This window comes from Streptomyces sp. NPDC126503, assembly GCF_040302405.1.
GTDB classification, from domain to species: Bacteria; Actinomycetota; Actinomycetes; order Streptomycetales; family Streptomycetaceae; genus Streptomyces; species Streptomyces gulbargensis.
Window position 1 is genome coordinate 155,653 of the sequence record NZ_JBEORS010000011.1, and the last position, 17,622, is coordinate 173,274.

Genomic DNA, 17,622 nt, shown 5'->3' on the forward strand with positions numbered 1-17,622 from the left:
CGCGGGCATGAAGATCGATCTCACGGACACCAACGCCAGCAAGATCAACAAAGCGATCCTCCAGGGTCGCCGGGCCGTCGGCACCCCCGCCGTCGGCGTCGTCCTCACGCTGGTGATCGTCACCGACGAGGAGAACGCCTACGACGCGGTCAAGGCCGCCAACGAGGCCTCCAAGGAACACCCCTCGCGCATCCTCGTGGTCATCAAGCGCCACGCCCGCTCCCCCCGGGAGCGGGCGGAGGCCCGCCTCGACGCCGAGGTCAGGCTCGGCACCGACGCCGGCTCCGGCGAGACCGTGCTCCTCCGCCTCCACGGCGAACTCGGCACCCGCGCCGACTCCGTGGTGCTGCCCCTGCTCCTGCCCGACGCGCCCGTGGTCGTCTGGTGGCCGGTCGACGCCCCCGACCATCCCTCCCGCGACCCGCTCGGCGCGCTCGCCCAGCGCCGCATCACCGACATGTACGCCGTCGAGGACCCGCTGACCGCGCTGGAGACCCGCGCCGCCTCGTACGCCCCCGGCGACACCGACCTCGCCTGGACCCGGCTCACCCCCTGGCGCTCCATGCTGGCCGCCGCGCTGGACCAGGCCCGGGCGACGGTGACCTCCGCCGCCGTCGAGAGCGAGGCGGAGAACCCGAGCGCCGAACTCCTCGCCCGCTGGTTCGAGGAACGCCTCGGCGTCCCGGTCGAACGGGTCATCAGCGAGGGGCCCGTCGTCACGGCCGTGCGGATGGGCACCCCCGACGGCGAGATCCGCATCGACCGCCCCGAAGGCCCGGTGGCCCGGCTGGCCATCCCCGGCCAGCCGAGCCGCGTACTCGCCCTCAAGGTGCGTACCACCGCCGAACTGATCGCCGAGGAGCTCCGCCACCTGGACCCGGACGACGCCTACGCCGCCGCCCTGCGCCGACCGCTGCCCTGAGCCTCCTCGGCCGGTGCCTCATCGCCGGCGGCCCGCCGGCCGCCCGGCCTCTCACCGGGGCCGTGCCTCCGCGGGAGTCCTCGACGGGATGCGTGCGTCCTGCCCCGCCGAGAGAACTCGACGGGTTCGTGCGTCCGGTCGCCGCGCGAGGCCCCGGCCGCTCGCCGCCCGCCCCCCCCCGTGAAGCGCCGGTCACCGCCCGGCGCGCGGTTCAGCCGCGCAGCCGTTCCGGCAGCCAGCGCAGCTGCGCCGCCTGCTGGAACGGGCCGCCGCCCTCGTGGTCGTTGAAGTCGTAGACCTCGATCGCCTTGTCCGGTTCCGCGTACGCGTTGAACGCCGCGAAGACCGTCGACGGCGGGCACGTCTGGTCCTCCAGCGCGGTCGAGAACAGCGCCGGCGCCGTCGCCCGCGCCGCGAAGTGCACACCGTCGAAGTACGACAGGGTGTTGCGCACCCGTTCGGCTCGGCCCCGGTGCGTCTTGAGGTAGTCGCCGATCTCCCGGTAGGGCGCCCGGTCGGTCACGGTGATGGCCCGGGGGAAGTCGCAGAGGAACGGTACGTCCGGTGCCACCGCCGCCAGATCCCGTACCAGTCCGGCCACGGCCATGGTGATACCGCCGCCCTGACTCCCTCCGGTCACCGCCGTCCGCGCCGCGTCCACCAGGGGATGGGAGCGGGCGGCCTCCACCGCCCGGACGGCGTCCGTGTAGAGCCGCCGGTAGTAGTACGTGGACGGATCCTCGATCCCGCGCGTCATGAAACCGGGGAACGAGGGCCCGCTGCCCACCGGGTCGGCCGTGTCGCCGGGCGCCCAACCGCTGCCCTGGCCACGGGTGTCCATCACGAAGTGCGCGAACCCGGCCGACGCCCACAGGAGATGCGTGTGGGGGAGGCTGCGCCCGCCCCCGTAGCCGATGAACTCCACGACCGCGGGCAGGGGTTCGGTGGTCCCGGAGGGAAGCACGAGCCACCCCTTCACGGGCTGGCCGCCGAAACCGGCGAAGGTGACGTCGTACGTCTCCACCGTCGACAGGCCCGTCGCGACGGGCTCGAACCGCGCGTCCAGCGCGTGGCCGCGTGCCTCGTCCAGGGTCTCGGACCAGAAGGCGTCGAAGTCCCCGGGCTCCCGCGACGCGCTGCGGTAGACGCGGAGTTCGTCGAGGGGCAGGTCGAACCAGGTCATGAATCCGCCTTGTCGTGAGGGTCGCGTTCGACATGTCGACCGGTCACTTCCGGCCTGGCCCACCCTAGTGGGTGAGCGTCACCGGGTCGCCGGCTTCCGCCTCCCCGGCGGCGGGACGGGGTGGAGACAGAACCGACACGAAAAGTTTTCTAGAACGATGTTCTGATCTGTGGGCCGGGTGGTCAGACTTTCGGCCATGACGATGCCTTCCGCCCCTCCCTCGCGCCGCCGCCCCGGTCTCGCCACCGCCGCCGGCGTCGCCGGCCTGCTGTACGGACTGGCGGTCACCGCCACCGGCGTCCTCGGCGCGGTCTGGCTGACCCTCTGGACGGCCGGCGCCCCCGAGGGCGAGAACCGCGCGCTGTTCGGTGTCGTCGGTGTCGTCATCTCCGTCCTGATCACCGTCATGGGCATCGCCGTCACACGCGGCGGCGCCGGCATCCTGCGCGGCACCGCGCACTCGGCCTCCCTGGTGAAGGCGCTGCTCGTCGTCCCCCTCGGGCTGTGTGCCGTCGCCCTCTCCAACAGCCTGTTCGACACCGGCACCCCGCGCGAGGAGTGGTGGGCGCGCACGGCCGGCTTCGGTGGTGTCCTCCTCGTCTCCCTGGCCGTCATCCTTCTCTGCGGGGCGCGCCCCACCCGCCAGTGGCTCGGCACGTACACCCCGCCGCCGAGCCGCGCCGAACGCGCCGCGGCAGCCGCCCGCCCGCGCGGACCCCGCCCTGTCGCGTTCGCGCTCTCCTTCCTCGTCGGCGGACTCCTCCTGGGCGGATTCGTCGTCGTCCAGAACCTCGGAGGCGAGAAGGAGGTCCTGGTCTTCGGCGGCGGGATCGTCCAGCCGAACGACCGCTGCCGCGAGATCGGCGGTCAGGGTCGCGTCGGCGACTGCTCCGACATCGCCACCACCGAGACCCGCCACGTCGCCACGGACACCGCCGGCGTCGTCACCGGGGCGTTCATCGTCGCCTTCGCCGCCGGCGTCTGTCTCCTCCTGCTGTCCGGTGGCCGGTCCCGAGCCACCCCCGGCCCGTCCTGACCCCCGGCCCCGCCTCCTCTCTCCGGGGCGCCTCGGCCGTCCGGTGCGGCGGCCCTCCCCGTACGTCCCCGCCGCACCCCGCCCCGTACGCCCAGGCGCCCGGCCCCCCGTCACCGCCCGCTGACGGACCGGAGCGCGTGTCCCGCCGCGCCGGACGGCCGCGCGGCGCACTCCGTGGCATCCTCGGACGACTGCGCCCGGGCCCCGCCACGGGCCCCCGTCGTCCTGCGCGGAGGGACACCATGCTCATCAGCCACGCCGTTCGCCACGACGTCCTGCACGTCGCGCTCGCCCGCGACCTCGACGTCACCAACCGCGCCGCGGCGGCCCTCCAGATCCAGGCCCTCGTCCAGTCGCACCGCCCCGCCCGGGTCGTCATCGACCTGCCCACCGCCGACCCGACCCCGGCCACCCTCAGCGCCCTCGCCCGCGCCCAGCGCATGTGCGCCGGCCTCGGCATCCCGATCTCCCTCCCCGGCGCCAGCCCCCGCACCGCCCGCCTCCTCGCCGTCAACGGGGCCTGAGGCGACCGGCCGTGGGGCGCCGGAGTGATCAGACGAACACTGCCCTCCCCACCCCCCTCGTTGTAGGCTGAGGAGACCGCCCTTGACCTGCAGAATCGCAGGCAGGGAGCCTATTTCGGGAGTCTTTCCATGCTGCGTACGCTGTTCAAGTCGAAGATTCACCGGGCCACCGTGACCCAGGCCGATCTGCACTACGTCGGCTCCGTCACCGTCGACGCCGACCTCATGGAGGCGGCCGACCTGCTGCCCGGCGAGCTCGTGCACATCGTCGACATCGACAACGGGGCCCGTCTGGAGACGTACGTCATCGAGGGCGAGCGCGGCTCCGGCGTCATCGGCATCAACGGCGCGGCCGCACACCTCGTGCACCCCGGTGACCTGGTCATCCTCATCAGCTACGCGCAGATGGACGACGCCGAGGCCCGCTCCTTCGTGCCGCGCGTGGTGCACGTCGACGCCGGCAACCGCATCGTGGAGCTGGGCGCGGACGCCTCCGCCCCCGTCCCCGGCTCCGACACGGTCCGCCCGCCGCACGCCGTGCCCGCCCAGGACTGAGTCACCCCGGCGGAGCCGTCGCCGCGCCGGCCGCGACGACGGCTCCGCCGTTCCCGCGCGGGAACGGGCGGCCGCCCGACCCGAAGGGGCGGGTCCGGCGGGCGGCGGCGCGGACCCCGGGCCACCCTGGAGGCAGGCAGACCGTCCGACGAGAGGCCCGTGATGACCCACCCCTACCCCGACCCGCTGCCGCCCTCGCCGATCCCACCGCCGGTGCCCGCGCCCCCGCCCGTTCCCCCGCCGAACCCGGTTCCCGTCCCACCGGACCCCGAGCCCGGGCCGGCACCCCAGCCCGGCGGACCCGTACCGGAACCCGAGCCTCAGCCCCAGCCGGGGCCCGCGGAACCGGCCGGGCCGGCCTTCTGACGTCAACACCGAGATGACGGAAGCCGCTTGAGATTCCGTGCGCCCCTTGTCACGCGGTGTGCGCCACCCCTAACTTGGACCGCCGCTGCTGTGTTCAAGGGGGGCCCATGGCCGTACGCGGACGTCACCGCCGTCACCAGCCGAGCCGGTTCAACCGCGCCTCGCTCACCGTCACCGCGGGCGGGGCCGGGATGGCGCTGCCCCTGATGGGCGCGGGCGCCGCCGAGGCCGCCTCGCTCGACGTGTGGGACAAGGTCGCCGGCTGCGAGTCCTCGCACAACTGGCACATCAACACCGGCAACGGCTACTTCGGCGGACTCCAGTTCAGCCAGTCCACCTGGGAGCGGTACGGCGGCACGCGGTACGCCCCGCGCGCCGATCTCGCCTCCAAGGACCAGCAGATCGCCGTCGCCGAACGGGTCCTCAAGGGGCAGGGGCCGGACGCCTGGCCCCACTGCGGACCCCGCGCCGGCCTCGCCCGGGGCGGACCCGTGGCCGGAGCGGCGGCGGAACCGGCGGGGAACGACATCCGTACCGCGTCCCTGCCCGCCCAGCGCGCCTTACCCACCCGTACCGCGGCCGCGGGACCGACCACCGTGCCCGCCCTCCGCGAGATGTACACGGTGACATCCGGCGACTCCCTGTCGAAGATCGCCCGCGAGGAACGCGTCCGCGGCGGCTGGAAGGGCCTGTACGACACCAACCGGACCGTCGTCGGGGACGACCCCGACCTCATCCACCCCGGACAGCGCCTCACCCTCCGCATCGCCGCCCCGCCGAAAGCCCCGAAGGCCCCCAAGGCGGCCCCCGCCCCCGCGGCGAAACCGCCGGCCGCCACCCCCCCGGCACCGCAGCCCGCGCCCCCCAGGACCCCCGCCACGCGGCCGCCCGCCGCCGGGAAGCCCGGCGCCCAGATCCGGCCCGCCACGCGACCCGCGACGAAGCCCGCCACCAAACCCGCGCCCCGGCCCGCCTCCCGCCCCACCGCGCGGCCCGAGGTGAAGCCGGCTCCGAAACCGGCCCCCAAGCCGCCGGCCCGGCCCGCCGCCAAGCCGAAACCCCGCCCGGCCGCTCCCAAGCCGCGCCCCGCCACCCCGCCCCGCGAGGACCGGTACGCGTCCCCCGTCGCCGCCGACATCGGCACCCGCTACCGCGTCCAGGGCTCCTCCTGGTCCAGCGGCTACCACACCGGCGTCGACTTCCCCGTCCCCACCGGGACCACCGTCCGGGCCGTGTCCGACGGCCGGGTCGTCTCCGCCGGCTGGGCGGGCGCCTACGGCTACCAGATCGTCCTCAGGCACGACGACGGCCGCTACAGCCAGTACGCCCACCTCTCGGCGCTCTCCGTCCGCGACGGCCAGCGCGTCCACGGCGGCCAGCGCATCGCGCGCTCAGGATCGACCGGCAACAGCTCCGGACCGCACCTCCACTTCGAGATCCGGACGGGTCCCGGCTACGGCTCCGACATCGACCCCCTCGCCTACCTCAGGGCCCGGGGGGTCGCCATCTGACACCCCCCGGCGCGGGGACGGCACGGCGGGTACGGCCGGCGCCGGGCGGCCCGCGGTCAGACGCACCAGCCCGCCCGCCGCGACCGCCCCGGAGACCAGCGCGGCCACCGTGCCGGCCGCGCCGAACCGGAACGCCTCCCCGAACAGGGCCGGACCGACCGCCGTCGCGGCCACCGGATTGACCACCGTGACCGTCGCCAGGGGAGCGGCGAGCCCGGCGCCCCGGTACGAGGCCTGGGACAGCAGCAGTCCCGTCACGGCGAGCGCCGACAGGACGAGCAGCCCCGTCCACTCGGCGAGCGGCGCGCCGGGTGACCACTCCTCGGCGACGGCCTTGGTGAAGACCGAGGCGATGCCGAAGGCCACGCCCGCCGCCGAGGCGAGGAGCACGCCGCGCGTCACCGGCCCGCGCACCGCGTGGGCGGCCGCGAAGAGGAGAACCACCACTCCGCAGGCCACACCGACGAGCACCCACCGCTGCCCGTCGGCGGGCAGCCGCGTCCCGGCGCCCCGGGTGAGACTCAGCAGCCCGGCCAGACCGGCGGTCGTCATCAGCGCCCCGCGCCACGCCGGGCCCCCGGCCCGCCGCCCGACCAGCAGGGCCGCCAGCGGCAGCGCGCACACGATCGTCAGGGCGCCCAGCGGCTGCACCACACTCAGCGGACCGTACGCGAGGGCGACCACGTGCAGGGCGGCCCCGAGACCGCTGAGCAGCACCGCCCCCCACCAGGCCGGCCGGCGCAGCGGCGCGTAGCGCGGACCGGCGGCACCGTCCGCGACCCGCTCCTGCACGATCGCGGCGCAGGCGTAGGCGACGGCCGAGACGAGCGACAGGAGGACGGAGGCCAGAAGGGGACTCATGCCTCCACGGTCCCTCTTCCGGGCGCTTCCGTCGTCGTCCCCGGGAACGCCTTCGCCGTACCGCCGACGCGGTACGCCGGCCGCCCGTACACCCGTGGGCGTACGCCCCGCCGCCGCAGGTCAGGACGGGTGGAACGCGACCCTCCCGGTCTCCAGGTCGAAACGGGCGCCGACGACCTCGGCCCCGGAGAACGCCGCGTCCCCGGCGAGCCGGGTCCTGACCCGGTCCACATGGCAGCGCACTGTGTTCTCCACCCAGTCCCCGGGCAGCCCCCGGGCCGCGCGGGCGGCCGGCGCCAGCTCCTCCACGACGCGCGCGAGATGCCCCGACACCGGCACCCCCGTCCGTACGTACTCCACGGCGGCCGTCGCCGCCCCGCACCGTTCGTGACCGAGCACCACGACCAGCCGCACGTCCAGCTCCTCGACACCGAACTGGACCGACCCGAGGACCGCCTCGTCGAGGGCCTGGCCCGCCGTGCGTATCGACAGCAGGTCACCGAGCCCCTGGTCGAAGACCAGCTCGGGAGGGACCCTCGAGTCGACGCAGCCCAGGACGACGGCGAAGGGGTGCTGCGCGACGGCGACCGCCGACCGGCGGCCCGCGTCCTCGTGCGGGTGCCGCTGCCGCAGCGCCGCGAAGCGGGCGTTGCCGGCCCGGAGCTCCGCCAGCGCCCGGGCCGCCCCCCGCGGCCCGGGAGGAGCCGCCGTCACGCGGGGAGCGGCACCGGCCCGGGCCACGGGCACGGCGGCGGCGGAGGCGAGGGCGGCGAGACCCAGCGCGAGCACCCCGCGCCGCCCGCCGCCCACCGGCGGACCGGCGGGGGACGGCGCGGGAACGGAGGAGGGCGAGGGCACCGAGGACGTCGAAGAAGTCAGGCGAGTCATGCCCCGAGCGTTACGGTGGGCTCCGCGCCGGCGCACCGGCTTGGGCAACCCATGACCAAGCCTTGCCCTCGAGCGGCAGGAGCGGCGGCGGGGACGCACCACCGCCGTGAGCGGCGGGAAGAGAGCGGCACGAGGCCCCGGACGTCCGGGCGGGGGAGGAGACGGGAGCGGTGGACACCGACGGGAGCGCGTCGCCGGGCGGCTTCTTCACCCTGCGGACCGCGCCGCCCCCCGGCGGCGGGGCGCACCGCCCCCTCGCCCTGCTGTACGCGGGACACGACGGCCCGCTGACCGCGCGCGTGGACCTCGTCTCCGCCCGGCTCGGCACCCCGGAGCGGCGCGTCGCCGCCTCCGCCGCCCACCTCGGGCTCGCCGCCCGGCTCTGGTCCACGGCGCTCGGACCGGCCGCGCTCCACGGACGCTTCCCCGGCCTCGACCCCGCCGCCCTCCACTGGGACGGCGCCCTCACCGCCCCCGACGACCTCTGGTGGTCCGGCTCGGCCACCCTCCCCGCGACCGTCGCCGCCCTGCGCGCCGCCGTCCAGGAGGCCCACCTCGTCCCGCTCCACGCGGCGCTGCTGCGCGACGGCCGGATCTCGCCCCGGCTCCTGTGGGGCAACGCCGCCTCCGCCCTCGCCGGAGCCCTGCGCGAACTGATCCGCTGGGCGCGGGCCCACGACCGCCCCGACGCGGCCGGGCGGGCCGCCTCCCTTGTCGCCGGACTCCTCGACCACCCCGACCTCGCCGGAACCCTCCGGGGTCCGCACCTGCGCCGGACCGGCTGCTGCCTCTACTACCGGGCCCCCGGCGGCGGCCTGTGCGGCGACTGTGTCTTCGACCACGCCCCCCGAACGGGTTTGGAGGCACGGCCCCCCGCTCCGTAAAGTTGCGTCTTCGACAGCAGTGACGGCACGAGCGATCGAGGAACGACGAAGGCCATGACGGTGACCGAAGAAACCCAGGACTACGGGCCGGGCATCGACCCCGAGCGCCTGGCCGTCTGCCTGAGCGTCCTGGAGGAGCTCGACAAGCTGGAGGTCGACCACCCCGACGCGATCGCCGTCCGGCGCGCCACCGCCGGCATCTACCGCACCGTCAAGCAGCGCCGCCGCCAGGAGCGCCGCGCTGCGAAGACCGCCAACGACCGGGCCGTCACCGAGGCGACCGCCACCGGCTCCGCCCAGCGCATCGACGACGAGACCGAGGGCATCCTGCCGTCCTCGGCCACCGAGGAAGGCCGGATCGCCGGCATACTCCAGCGCCCGCGGTCCTGCTACGTGTGCAAGACGCGGTACGTCGAGGTCGACTACTTCTACCACCAGCTCTGCCAGCGGTGCGCCGCCGAGAACCGGGCCCGGCGCGAGGCCCGCGCCGACCTCACCGGCAAGCGCGCCCTGCTCACCGGCGGCCGTGCCAAGATCGGCATGTACATCGCGCTGCGGCTGCTGCGCGACGGCGCCCACACCACCATCACCACCCGCTTCCCCAAGGACGCCATCCGCCGCTTCAAGGCGATGGAGGACTCCGCGGACTGGATGCACCGCCTGGAGGTCGTCGGGATCGACCTGCGTGACCCCGGCCAGGCCGTCGCCCTCGCCGAGCAGGTCGCGGGCGCGGGTCCGCTGGACATCCTCATCAACAACGCCACGCAGACCGTGCGCCGCCTCCCCTCCGCGTACGCCGCGCTCGTCGAGGGCGAGAGCGCGCCGCTGCCCGCCGGCGAGCTGCCCGCCCACCACGTCATCGGCGCCTTCAACTCCGGCGCCGTGGACGGTCTCGCCGCGCTGCCCGTGGGCACCAGCGGCCTGGAGGCGCAGAAGGTCGCCGACCTCGCCCTGGTCGCCGGCAACGCCAGCATCGAGCGGCACCTCGACGGCACGGCCATCGACGCGGGCGGCCTCCTGCCGGACGTCGTCGAGTCCAACACGTGGGTGCAGAGCATCGAGCAGATCTCCCCGGTGGAGCTGCTGGAGACCCAGCTGTGCAACTACACGGCACCGTTCATCCTGATCAGCAAGTTGCGCGGGGTCATGGCCGAGGCCGCGCGGAAGGCGTCCAGCAAGCGCTCCTACATCGTCAACGTCTCCGCCATGGAGGGCGTCTTCAGCCGCGGCTACAAGGGCGCCGGCCACCCGAACACCAATGCCGCCAAGGCCGCGATGAACATGGTCACGCGGACCAGCGCGCAGGAGATGTTCGAGACCGACGGCATCCTCATGACCTCGGTGGACACCGGCTGGATCACCGACGAGCGCCCGCACTTCGACAAGCTGCGGCTCGCCGAGGCCGGCTTCCACGCCCCGCTCGACCTGGTCGACGGCGCCGCCCGCGTCTACGACCCGGTCGTCCGCGGCGAGGCGGGCGAGGACCTGTACGGCGTCTTCCTGAAGGACTACGCGCCCGCCAACTGGTAGGGCGCCCGTCCCGCCGTCACCCACGCATGTCCCGAAAGAGCGTTCCGCCCGCCGGCGGAGCGCTCTTTTCGGCTGACTTCACCCGAACGCGTCACACTTTCGAGCCCGCCAGAGCGCAGCCCCGCTCATTTGGTTACTCTGATGTCCACGGTCGGCCACCGAGGAGACACACCGTCCTCACGGCCTTCCGGGGGACTGGCCTGCCACCAAGGCCGCGGCCCCGCCCGATCAACGGCGCCACCGCGACCGACCGGCCCTGTCCTCCCCCATACGCGACACAGAGGAGTGCGCGGTGACCACTGAACTGACCACGCAGGATCCGCGACCGTCCGAACAAGCCGAGTCCAGCCGCCGCAAGGGCGAGCTGGGAAGCCTCGAAGTCTGGGCGCGCTCGGCCCCGATCCGGCTCGCGGGCTACGAGGACGACCTCGCCGAGCCCCACATCCTGCCCGGCATCGACTGATCCGCCACGACCGGCCCGCCGCCCGGGCGCGGGTCCTCGACGGCCGCCGTACGGTGCCCCCGCCCACCCGGGCGGGGGCACCGGCGCGTCCGGGCGCCGCACCGCGTGGATAGTCCGCCGTTCATTCCCGTCCCGCGGGCTTGCGCAGCCGGGTGGGCGGCAGGTACTCCCGGACGAGTTCGCGGTGCCACCACGCCCCGGTCTCCCGCAGCTCCCGCCAGGTCGTGTACCGGTAGCGGTACAGCCGGGCGCGGACGTGCACGGGCGGGGCGTCCGGGAAGGGGTTGTGCCCGAGGAGCCGCAGCGTGTCCCGGTCGCCCTCCAGGAGCCGCTCCACGAAGGGCCCGAACCAGCCCTCGGCGTAGCCGGGCGAGAGGGCCGCGAACCACATGAGCCAGTCGAGCCGCAGGTGGTAGGGGGCGAAGGGCCGGGGCAGCCGGCGCGGGTCGCCAGGCTTGCCCTTGAAGCCGTACTCCTTCCACACCGCGCCGGGGCCCGGGACGGGGGAGTCGGTGCCCTCGACGACGATCTCGTACCGGACCCGGCCGACCGTGCCGAAAGCCCCGTAGCTGTTGACCAGGTGGAACGGGTCGTAGGAGCGGTTCATCACCTGCCGGCGCGAGAGCAGGTTGCGCACCGGGCGGTAGCTGCGAACCAGGACCAGCACGGTCACGGCGAGGACCAGCCCCACGTACCAGACGGGGGGATCGGACCCCGGACGGTCCCCGGTGAGCGGAGAGGCGTCCACCGCCGAGACGGCGATCACGATGGTGAGCCAGTTCAGCCACGCGAAGTTGCCGGAGAGCACCAGCCACAGCTGGGTCGCGATCATCAGGCAGGCCGCCACCGTGGCCACCGGCTGCGGGGCGAAGAGGAGGAACGGCACGCCGAGCTGCACCACGTGGTTGGCGGCCACCTCCACCTTGTGCAGGGGCCCCGGCAGGTGGTGGAAGAACCAGCTCAGCGGGCCGGGCATCGGCTGTGTCTCGTGGTGGTGGTGCAGACAGGTCAGATCCCGCCAGCACCGGTCCCCCCGGAGCTTGATCAGCCCGGCGCCGAACTCCACCCGGAACAGCAGCCAGCGCAGCAGGAGCAGCACGAGGACGGGCGGCCCGGTCTCGTCGTTGCCGAGGAGGACCGCGAGGAACCCGGTCTCCAGGAGCAGCGACTCCCAGCCGAAGGCGTACCAGGTCTGTCCCACGTTCACGATCGACAGGTACGCGCCCCACAGCAGCAGCCACAGCAGCATCGAGACCGGCAGCGGTACGGCGTCCCCGGCGCCGGCCGCCATCGCGAGCGCCAGCACGGCACCCGACCACGCCACGGCCGCGAACAGCCGGTCGGAGTAGCGCCAGTGGAACAGCGAGGGCGTCCGGCGCGGGTCCGTCCGGCGCAGGTACTCCGGTACGGGCAGCATCCCGCGCTCGCCGATGAGCGCGCGGAACTGCAGGGCGGCCGACAGGAACGCCACGCAGTACAGGACGGCCAGGCCCCGCTGGAAGACGATCCGGCTCAGCCCGTACTCGGGTGCGGTGAACCACTCCATCGCCTCCAGTATCGGCCCGGTGTCACGTCCGGACGAGACGGCGGAGCGTCCGGCCGAGCCGGCGGGCGTACGCGCGCTGCGCGAGCGGGACCAGTGGCCCGCCGAGGCGCGTGTACCAGGCGGCGGGACGGCTGAAGGCGGTGACCGTGAACCGGACGGTCCCGTCCCCGGCGAGCTCCACCACGAAGGACTCCTCACCGGACTCCGGATGCCCGGTCAGCGTGCCGTAGGCGAAGCCGGCCCGCCGCTCCTCGTACACCGTCCAGATCACCGCGCACGGCACGCCCAGCCGCAGCCGGCCGAGGCCGGCGGAGACCACCACCCGGGCGCCGGGGGCGGCCCGGCGGGCGTCGGCGTCGACCCGCGCGCCGGAGGCCCGGTGCAGCCGCCAGGTGGTGACGGCTTCCCGGGCGGCCGCGAAGGCGGCGGGCCCGTGGCCGACCACCGCGCTGTGGCGCAGATGGTGGTAGCCCCGGGGCAGCGCGTCCGGCGTGCGGGTGGCGCCCACCTCGCGGTAGGTGAGGGCCGGCTCGGCCCGGCGGGCGGGGCCGGTGGGACGGGCGAGGTCGTGCAGGAGGCGGGTCATGCCGGAAGCTCCGATCGGTCACGGTGCGGATCACGGGCGGGACAGGGGTCGGCGTGCGGGGCGGGGGAGGGGAGGGGTGCCGGGCCGGGTCCCGGGTCCTCACCGCTCCCGGGGCGGGCGCCGTGCTCCGTGAGGAGGCGTCGCCGGGCGAGGAGGGCGCAGACGGCGAAGCCGAGGGCGTTGCCGAGGCCGTGGGTGGCGGCCATCCACGTCAGGCTCGGGTGCGGCAGTCCGGTCGCCTCGCCCAGCGCCCAGCTGAGCGCGAGCGCCATGGTCGCCGCGAGGACCAGGGCCGAGACGGCGAGCAGGGCCCGGGTCCCGGGATCGGCCGCGACGTCCCGGCGCTCCCGCAGGGTGAGCACGGCGACCGCGGTCATCCCGGCCGTCAGGACGACGGCGCCGGCCAGTTCGGTCCCGTCGTTCACGAAGTAGCCGAGCAGGACGAGGAGGGTTCCGGCGGGCACGCTCAGCGCGGCGAAGCGGGCGGCGGGACCGTCCGAGGTCCGGTGGACGAGCCCGGCGACCAGAGCGGCGGCGAACCCCGCGAAGTGGAAGTGCGGCACGGTCAGCGCCAGGAGGTCCAGGTTGAACCCGAACAGGGGATGCCCCGCCCGTTCGGCGACCAGCGCGGTGCCGGCGACGGAGGGCGAGGCCAGCGCGGTGAGGACGGCGATCTCGCGGGGCCGCAGGGAGCGGGTGAGGAGCAGCCGGGCCGGTGCCTGCAGCGCCAGGGCCAGGGTGGCGAGGGCGTAGACGGTGGCGAGGGCGACCGCCGCCCCCGAGCGCGGGAGCCACAGGCAGACCGCGCCCGGCAGGGCGAGCAGCGGCCAGGCCCGCCGGATGCGGTCCAGGGCCGGTGGGCGGGGGCCGCCGAGGAGGGCGAGGCCGGTCGGCACGACCCACAGCATGCCGAGCGCCACGACCGGATTCACGAGGACCGACAGCGCGGACACGCGACACCACCACCTTCGACTTGAACGCGTTCAACCGACGGGTCGAGCGTAGGCCCTTTCTTGAACGTGTTCAAGAGTCGGGATTCGGAATCGGCGGGAGCCGGGCCGGAGCACGTCGGCCGGCCCGGTGACCGGGGGCGTCATCCTCGAAGCGCCCCGGTCGGCGGCCCTCCGCTTGCGGGGCGCGGCGCCCTGCGACAGACATGAAGGACCGGCCGTGACCCGGGCGCCGGCCGCCGGACGCGCGCCGGGGAGAGACAACGGGAGAACCAGGTGCCCTCAGCCACACCCCCGACGCGGGCGACCCCCGCCCCGCCCCCGACACCCCCCGCCCGCCCCCACGGCAGGCGCCGCCCCACCATCCGCGCCGTGCTCGCCGCCGTCTCGACCGCCACGGCCCTGCTCCTCGCCGGCTGCTCCGCCGACCGCGCCGGCGGCGGAGGGCAACCGGCCGGCGCGGCCTCCCCGGCGGCGGCCGACGACATCCTCCTCCAGCCCCTCGCCGCTCCCGGTCCCGATCCCTTCACCGCCTCCACCGCCCGCACGGACACGGCCCAGGCGTCCCCTCCGCCCGTTCCCAGCTCCGGTCCGAGCGGGCCCCGCGAGGTCACCGGTTCCACCCCCGGCCTGTACGGCGGCGTCCGTTCCCGCGCCAGCTGCGACGTCGAGCGGCAGATCGGCTCCCTCACCTCCGACCCGGACCGGACCCGCGCCTTCGCCGAGGCCGCCGGCATCCCCGAGGCCCACGTCGGCGGCTGGCTGCGCGGGCTGACCCCCGTCGTCCTGCGCGTCGACACCCGGGTCACCAACCACCGCTACCGCGACGGAAAGGCCACCGCCTTCCCCTCGGTCCTCCAGGCCGGCACGGCCGTCCTCGTCGACCGGTACGGAGCCCCGCGCGTCCGCTGCGCCTGCGGCAACCCGCTCCGCGGCCCCGCCCCCGGCACCGGCGGCGTCCACCGGGGCGACCCCTGGAACGGCTTCGACCCCGAGCGGGTCGTCGTGGTCCGGCCGACGACCACCGTCGTCACCAGCCTGGTCATCGTGAACCTCGTCGACGGCGGATGGGTCGAACGGCGGATCGGCAGCGACGGCGACGAGGACCGCGCCCCCGCGAAGCCACCGGCGTGCGATCCCGACACCTGCCATCTGACCGGCACGCCGACCCCCGACTCCCCGTCCTCCGACGGGACACGACCCGCCCCGACCACCCCCGATCCGAGCGCCTCCGACCCGGCGTCGCCGCCCGAAGCCGACCCCACCTCCCCGGACCCGAGCACGCCCGCGCCCGAGGAACAGCCGGGCGACCCCGAGGTGCCGCCGATGCCCGAGACCCCCGAGGTCCCCGACATGCCCGTCGTCCCGGACCCGGCCGACCCCGGCGAGCCCTGGGCCGAACCGGTCGCGCCCGCCGATCCCGCCGATCCCGGGCTGCCGCCGATGCCCGACCCGTACCCGGAGCCCTCCACCGACCCGTATCCGGACTCCTCCGGCGACGTTCCGCCCGAGACCTTCCCGGGGTGAGGGGGGACGGTGGTGCGACGGATCTTCGTGGTGCGCGGCGGCCGCGCCGCGCCTAGCGTGGCCCCATGAACGAGGGCGGAGCGGGCGGGGAGACGGCCCGGCGCGGCCGCCGCGCACCGGCGGCGGACCGGGCCGGGGCCCCCATCCTGGAGCGCTACGGCTCGGCCTTCCGCATGGGCGGTTTCGACTGGGACCTGCTCACCGGCACCATGGTCATGGACGACGCGGCCCTCGAGGTCTTCGACATGGACCGGGCCGACTACGACGACCGCCCCGAGAGCCTCGGCGTCCGCGTCCTGCCCGACGAGGGCCGCCGCCTGGACACCCTCGTGGCGCAGGCGCTCAAGGACGGCAGCCAGGAGTACGGCGCGTACTTCCGCATCCGGCGCCGCGACGGGTCCCACCAGTGGACCCACACACAGGGCGTCGTGGAGCGCGACCCCACCGGACGGCCGGTCCGCATCGTCGGCGTGCTCCGTGACGCCACCCACGAGCTCACCGAGTCAGCCGCGCGGCTCGGGCTCGACGAAGGGCGCCGCAAACGCGCCGGGGTGGTGGAGGGCACCACCGCCGCCCTCGCCTACGCCAGAACCGTGCAGGACGTCATCGACCTCCTCGACGACTCCCAGGCCCTCGAACACTTCGGCGCCGCCAGCCTCGTCATGGGTCTCCTCGAAGCGGGCCGCATCCACCTCGTCGCCGAGGGGCCGGCCGGCGCGTTCGTGCCGGGCACCCGCTTCACCCGGGTGGACGAGCCGTACCCGATGAGCGAGGTGATCCGCACCCTGCGGCCCCGGTTCATCGAGTCCCCGCGCGACTTCGCCGAGTCGTACCCGGTCCTCTGGCCGCACATCAGCGGCCTCGGCATCACCTCTGCCGCCTACCTCCCGCTCGTCGCCCAGGCCCGCCCCATCGGTGCACTCGGGCTGCTGTACAGCGACCGGACCGGCTTCAGCGAGGACGAGCGGACCCTGCTCGTCGCCCTCGGCAGCAGCATCGCCCAGAGCCTCCAGCGCGCCATGCTGTACGAGCAGGAGCACGACCTGGCGGAGGGGCTCCAGCAGGCGATGCTGCCCCGCCGCATCCCCCAGGTGCCCGGCGCGCAGGTGGCCGTCCGCTACCGCTCGGCCCGCCTGGGCCGGGACATCGGCGGCGACTGGTACGACGTCATCCCGCTCCCCGGCGGGCGGGTCGGCGCCGTCATCGGCGACGTCCAGGGCCACGACACGCACGCGGCGGCCGTCATGGGGCAGCTGCGGATCGTGCTGCGGGCCTACGCGGCCGAGGGGCACACCCCCGCCACCGTGATGGCCCGCGCCTCCGTCTTCCTCCACGAACTCGACACGGACCGCTTCGCCACCTGCACCTACGCGGAGGCCGACCTCGGCACCGGGGTCGTCCAGGTGGTCCGGGCCGGCCATGTCGACCCGCTGCTGCGGGAGCCCGACGGCAGCTGCCGCAGGCTGCCGGTGGAGGGCGGTCTGCCGCTGGGCCTCTCCGCCGAGTTCGGGCGTCTCGACTACCCCGTGACCACCCTCGACCTGGACGCCGGCCAGACCCTCATGCTCTACACCGACGGGCTGGTGGAGAAACCGGGCGCCGACCTGGACGAGGGCCTCCAGTGGCTCTCCTCCCTCGTCCGGCGGGGCCCCGCCGACCTCCAGCTCCTCGCCGACCACCTCTGCGACGTGGTCGCCGACCGGGGCGGCGAGGACGACGTCGCCATCCTGCTGCTGCGCCGGCGCGGCACGCAGCCGGGGCGGGAGGGCGGCCGGTTCCGCCAGCACGTGGCGCAGAGCGACCCAGAGGCGCTGAGCTCGGCCCGCCACATGATCCGGGCGGCCGTCCGGGCCTGGGGCGGCGGGGAACGCGCCTTCGAGATCGAACTCGCCGCCGACGAGCTGATGACCAACGCGCTCATGCACACCGACGGGGGTGCCGTCGTCACCCTGCGGGTCATCCCCTCCGGCTCGGGGCGGCGCATACGGGTCGAGGTCGAGGACCGCTCCAGCGCCCTGCCGCGCCGCCGCGAGGCGGGGGACGCCGGGGTGTCCGGCCGGGGGCTGTTCCTGGTGGAGCAGATCTCCGACGCGTGGGGCGTCGAGTCCCGGGGCGGCGGCAAATGCGTGTGGTGCGAGTTCGTCCTGGCGGAGGCCTCGGGCCGATGACGCACGCCGATCGAGGTGCCGCGGGAAGTGGATATGAACGGAGCGTTAACCGAGCGTACTTGACCGTAACTGACAGTGCGCGATTGACTTCGTTCTTCCGCCCCTCCGCGCAGGACGTGAGG

The 17,622-nt window shown here is 75.0% G+C and carries 16 protein-coding genes; 10 read left to right on the forward strand and 6 right to left on the reverse strand.

Annotated elements, in window-relative coordinates; translation table 11 throughout:
- Positions 1 to 7: 7 nt before the first annotated feature.
- The gene (gene opcA, locus ABTY40_RS17180; protein WP_352060256.1) at positions 8 to 922 is read left to right on the forward strand and encodes a glucose-6-phosphate dehydrogenase assembly protein OpcA; all 915 of its coding nucleotides are present in this window, start codon (positions 8 to 10) and stop codon (positions 920 to 922) included.
- Positions 923 to 1,133: 211 nt separating this feature from the next.
- Here opcA and ABTY40_RS17185 read toward each other — a convergent pair whose 3' ends face one another.
- Positions 1,134 to 2,105, reverse strand: a complete 972-nt coding sequence (locus tag ABTY40_RS17185) for an acetylxylan esterase (RefSeq protein WP_352060257.1) — start codon at positions 2,103 to 2,105, stop codon at positions 1,134 to 1,136.
- A gap of 196 nt (positions 2,106 to 2,301) precedes the next feature.
- On the opposite strand from ABTY40_RS17185, the gene ABTY40_RS17190 reads away from it, so the two are divergent.
- From ABTY40_RS17190 to ABTY40_RS17205, 4 genes are all read left to right on the forward strand, one after another.
- Complete coding sequence (locus ABTY40_RS17190) at positions 2,302 to 3,141, forward strand: hypothetical protein (RefSeq protein WP_352060258.1); 840 nt, start codon at positions 2,302 to 2,304, stop codon at positions 3,139 to 3,141.
- A gap of 242 nt (positions 3,142 to 3,383) precedes the next feature.
- Positions 3,384 to 3,665: a hypothetical protein gene (locus tag ABTY40_RS17195; RefSeq protein WP_352060259.1), complete on the forward strand. Its 282-nt coding sequence runs from the start codon at positions 3,384 to 3,386 to the stop codon at positions 3,663 to 3,665.
- 129 nt (positions 3,666 to 3,794) lie between these two features.
- Positions 3,795 to 4,220, forward strand: coding sequence for an aspartate 1-decarboxylase (gene panD, locus ABTY40_RS17200; RefSeq protein ID WP_352060260.1), 426 nt, complete (start codon positions 3,795 to 3,797; stop codon positions 4,218 to 4,220).
- 473 nt (positions 4,221 to 4,693) lie between these two features.
- On the forward strand, positions 4,694 to 6,097 hold the full coding sequence (locus ABTY40_RS17205) for a transglycosylase family protein (protein WP_352060261.1): 1,404 nt from the start codon (positions 4,694 to 4,696) through the stop codon (positions 6,095 to 6,097).
- On the opposite strand, the gene ABTY40_RS17210 is transcribed toward ABTY40_RS17205, so the two are convergent.
- Positions 5,978 to 6,958, reverse strand: coding sequence for a DMT family transporter (locus ABTY40_RS17210; protein ID WP_352060262.1), 981 nt, complete (start codon positions 6,956 to 6,958; stop codon positions 5,978 to 5,980). The two genes, ABTY40_RS17205 and ABTY40_RS17210, sit on opposite strands and share 120 nt — an antisense overlap.
- A gap of 120 nt (positions 6,959 to 7,078) precedes the next feature.
- A complete protein-coding gene (locus ABTY40_RS17215; RefSeq protein ID WP_352060263.1) occupies positions 7,079 to 7,846 on the reverse strand; it encodes a carbonic anhydrase in 768 nt (255 codons plus the stop codon).
- Between the two features lie 170 nt (positions 7,847 to 8,016).
- Here ABTY40_RS17215 and ABTY40_RS17220 point away from each other — a divergent pair, with 170 nt between their 5' ends.
- The 3 genes from ABTY40_RS17220 (at position 8,017) to ABTY40_RS17230 (ending at position 10,723) form a co-directional block, all read left to right on the forward strand.
- Positions 8,017 to 8,730: a (2Fe-2S)-binding protein gene (locus tag ABTY40_RS17220; protein WP_352060264.1), complete on the forward strand. Its 714-nt coding sequence runs from the start codon at positions 8,017 to 8,019 to the stop codon at positions 8,728 to 8,730.
- 54 nt (positions 8,731 to 8,784) lie between these two features.
- The gene (locus tag ABTY40_RS17225; RefSeq protein ID WP_352060265.1) at positions 8,785 to 10,260 is read left to right on the forward strand and encodes an SDR family NAD(P)-dependent oxidoreductase; all 1,476 of its coding nucleotides are present in this window, start codon (positions 8,785 to 8,787) and stop codon (positions 10,258 to 10,260) included.
- A gap of 292 nt (positions 10,261 to 10,552) precedes the next feature.
- A complete protein-coding gene (locus tag ABTY40_RS17230) occupies positions 10,553 to 10,723 on the forward strand; it encodes a hypothetical protein (RefSeq protein ID WP_352060266.1) in 171 nt (56 codons plus the stop codon).
- A gap of 121 nt (positions 10,724 to 10,844) precedes the next feature.
- Here the strand turns inward: ABTY40_RS17230 and ABTY40_RS17235 are convergent, their stop codons facing one another.
- From ABTY40_RS17235 to ABTY40_RS17245, 3 genes are read right to left on the reverse strand one after another with little or no spacing between them, the layout of a single operon-like run.
- Complete coding sequence (locus tag ABTY40_RS17235; RefSeq protein WP_352060267.1) at positions 10,845 to 12,269, reverse strand: lipase maturation factor family protein; 1,425 nt, start codon at positions 12,267 to 12,269, stop codon at positions 10,845 to 10,847.
- Between the two features lie 22 nt (positions 12,270 to 12,291).
- A complete protein-coding gene (locus tag ABTY40_RS17240) occupies positions 12,292 to 12,855 on the reverse strand; it encodes a DUF1990 domain-containing protein (RefSeq protein ID WP_352060268.1) in 564 nt (187 codons plus the stop codon).
- Complete coding sequence (locus tag ABTY40_RS17245) at positions 12,852 to 13,799, reverse strand: YndJ family protein (RefSeq protein ID WP_352060290.1); 948 nt, start codon at positions 13,797 to 13,799, stop codon at positions 12,852 to 12,854. The genes ABTY40_RS17240 and ABTY40_RS17245 overlap by 4 nt, the downstream gene beginning before the upstream one ends.
- 378 nt (positions 13,800 to 14,177) lie before the next feature.
- On the opposite strand from ABTY40_RS17245, the gene ABTY40_RS17250 reads away from it, so the two are divergent.
- Positions 14,178 to 15,332, forward strand: coding sequence for a DUF6777 domain-containing protein (locus ABTY40_RS17250; protein WP_352060269.1), 1,155 nt, complete (start codon positions 14,178 to 14,180; stop codon positions 15,330 to 15,332).
- 65 nt (positions 15,333 to 15,397) lie between these two features.
- Complete coding sequence (locus ABTY40_RS17255; protein ID WP_502990603.1) at positions 15,398 to 17,500, forward strand: SpoIIE family protein phosphatase; 2,103 nt, start codon at positions 15,398 to 15,400, stop codon at positions 17,498 to 17,500.
- Positions 17,501 to 17,622: the final 122 nt, after the last annotated feature.

Bases quoted from the DNA above. Each gene is read 5' to 3' on its own strand.
- opcA (WP_352060256.1), top strand. From the start codon at position 8: ATGAAGATCGATCTCACGGACACCAACGCCAGCAAGATCAACAAAGCG.
- ABTY40_RS17185 (WP_352060257.1), bottom strand. From the start codon at position 2,105: ATGACCTGGTTCGACCTGCCCCTCGACGAACTCCGCGTCTACCGCAGC.
- ABTY40_RS17190 (WP_352060258.1), top strand. From the start codon at position 2,302: ATGACGATGCCTTCCGCCCCTCCCTCGCGCCGCCGCCCCGGTCTCGCC.
- ABTY40_RS17195 (WP_352060259.1), top strand. From the start codon at position 3,384: ATGCTCATCAGCCACGCCGTTCGCCACGACGTCCTGCACGTCGCGCTC.
- panD (WP_352060260.1), top strand. From the start codon at position 3,795: ATGCTGCGTACGCTGTTCAAGTCGAAGATTCACCGGGCCACCGTGACC.
- ABTY40_RS17205 (WP_352060261.1), top strand. From the start codon at position 4,694: ATGGCCGTACGCGGACGTCACCGCCGTCACCAGCCGAGCCGGTTCAAC.
- ABTY40_RS17210 (WP_352060262.1), bottom strand. From the start codon at position 6,958: ATGAGTCCCCTTCTGGCCTCCGTCCTCCTGTCGCTCGTCTCGGCCGTC.
- ABTY40_RS17215 (WP_352060263.1), bottom strand. From the start codon at position 7,846: ATGACTCGCCTGACTTCTTCGACGTCCTCGGTGCCCTCGCCCTCCTCC.
- ABTY40_RS17225 (WP_352060265.1), top strand. From the start codon at position 8,785: ATGACGGTGACCGAAGAAACCCAGGACTACGGGCCGGGCATCGACCCC.
- ABTY40_RS17235 (WP_352060267.1), bottom strand. From the start codon at position 12,269: ATGGAGTGGTTCACCGCACCCGAGTACGGGCTGAGCCGGATCGTCTTC.
- ABTY40_RS17240 (WP_352060268.1), bottom strand. From the start codon at position 12,855: ATGACCCGCCTCCTGCACGACCTCGCCCGTCCCACCGGCCCCGCCCGC.
- ABTY40_RS17255 (WP_502990603.1), top strand. From the start codon at position 15,398: ATGAACGAGGGCGGAGCGGGCGGGGAGACGGCCCGGCGCGGCCGCCGC.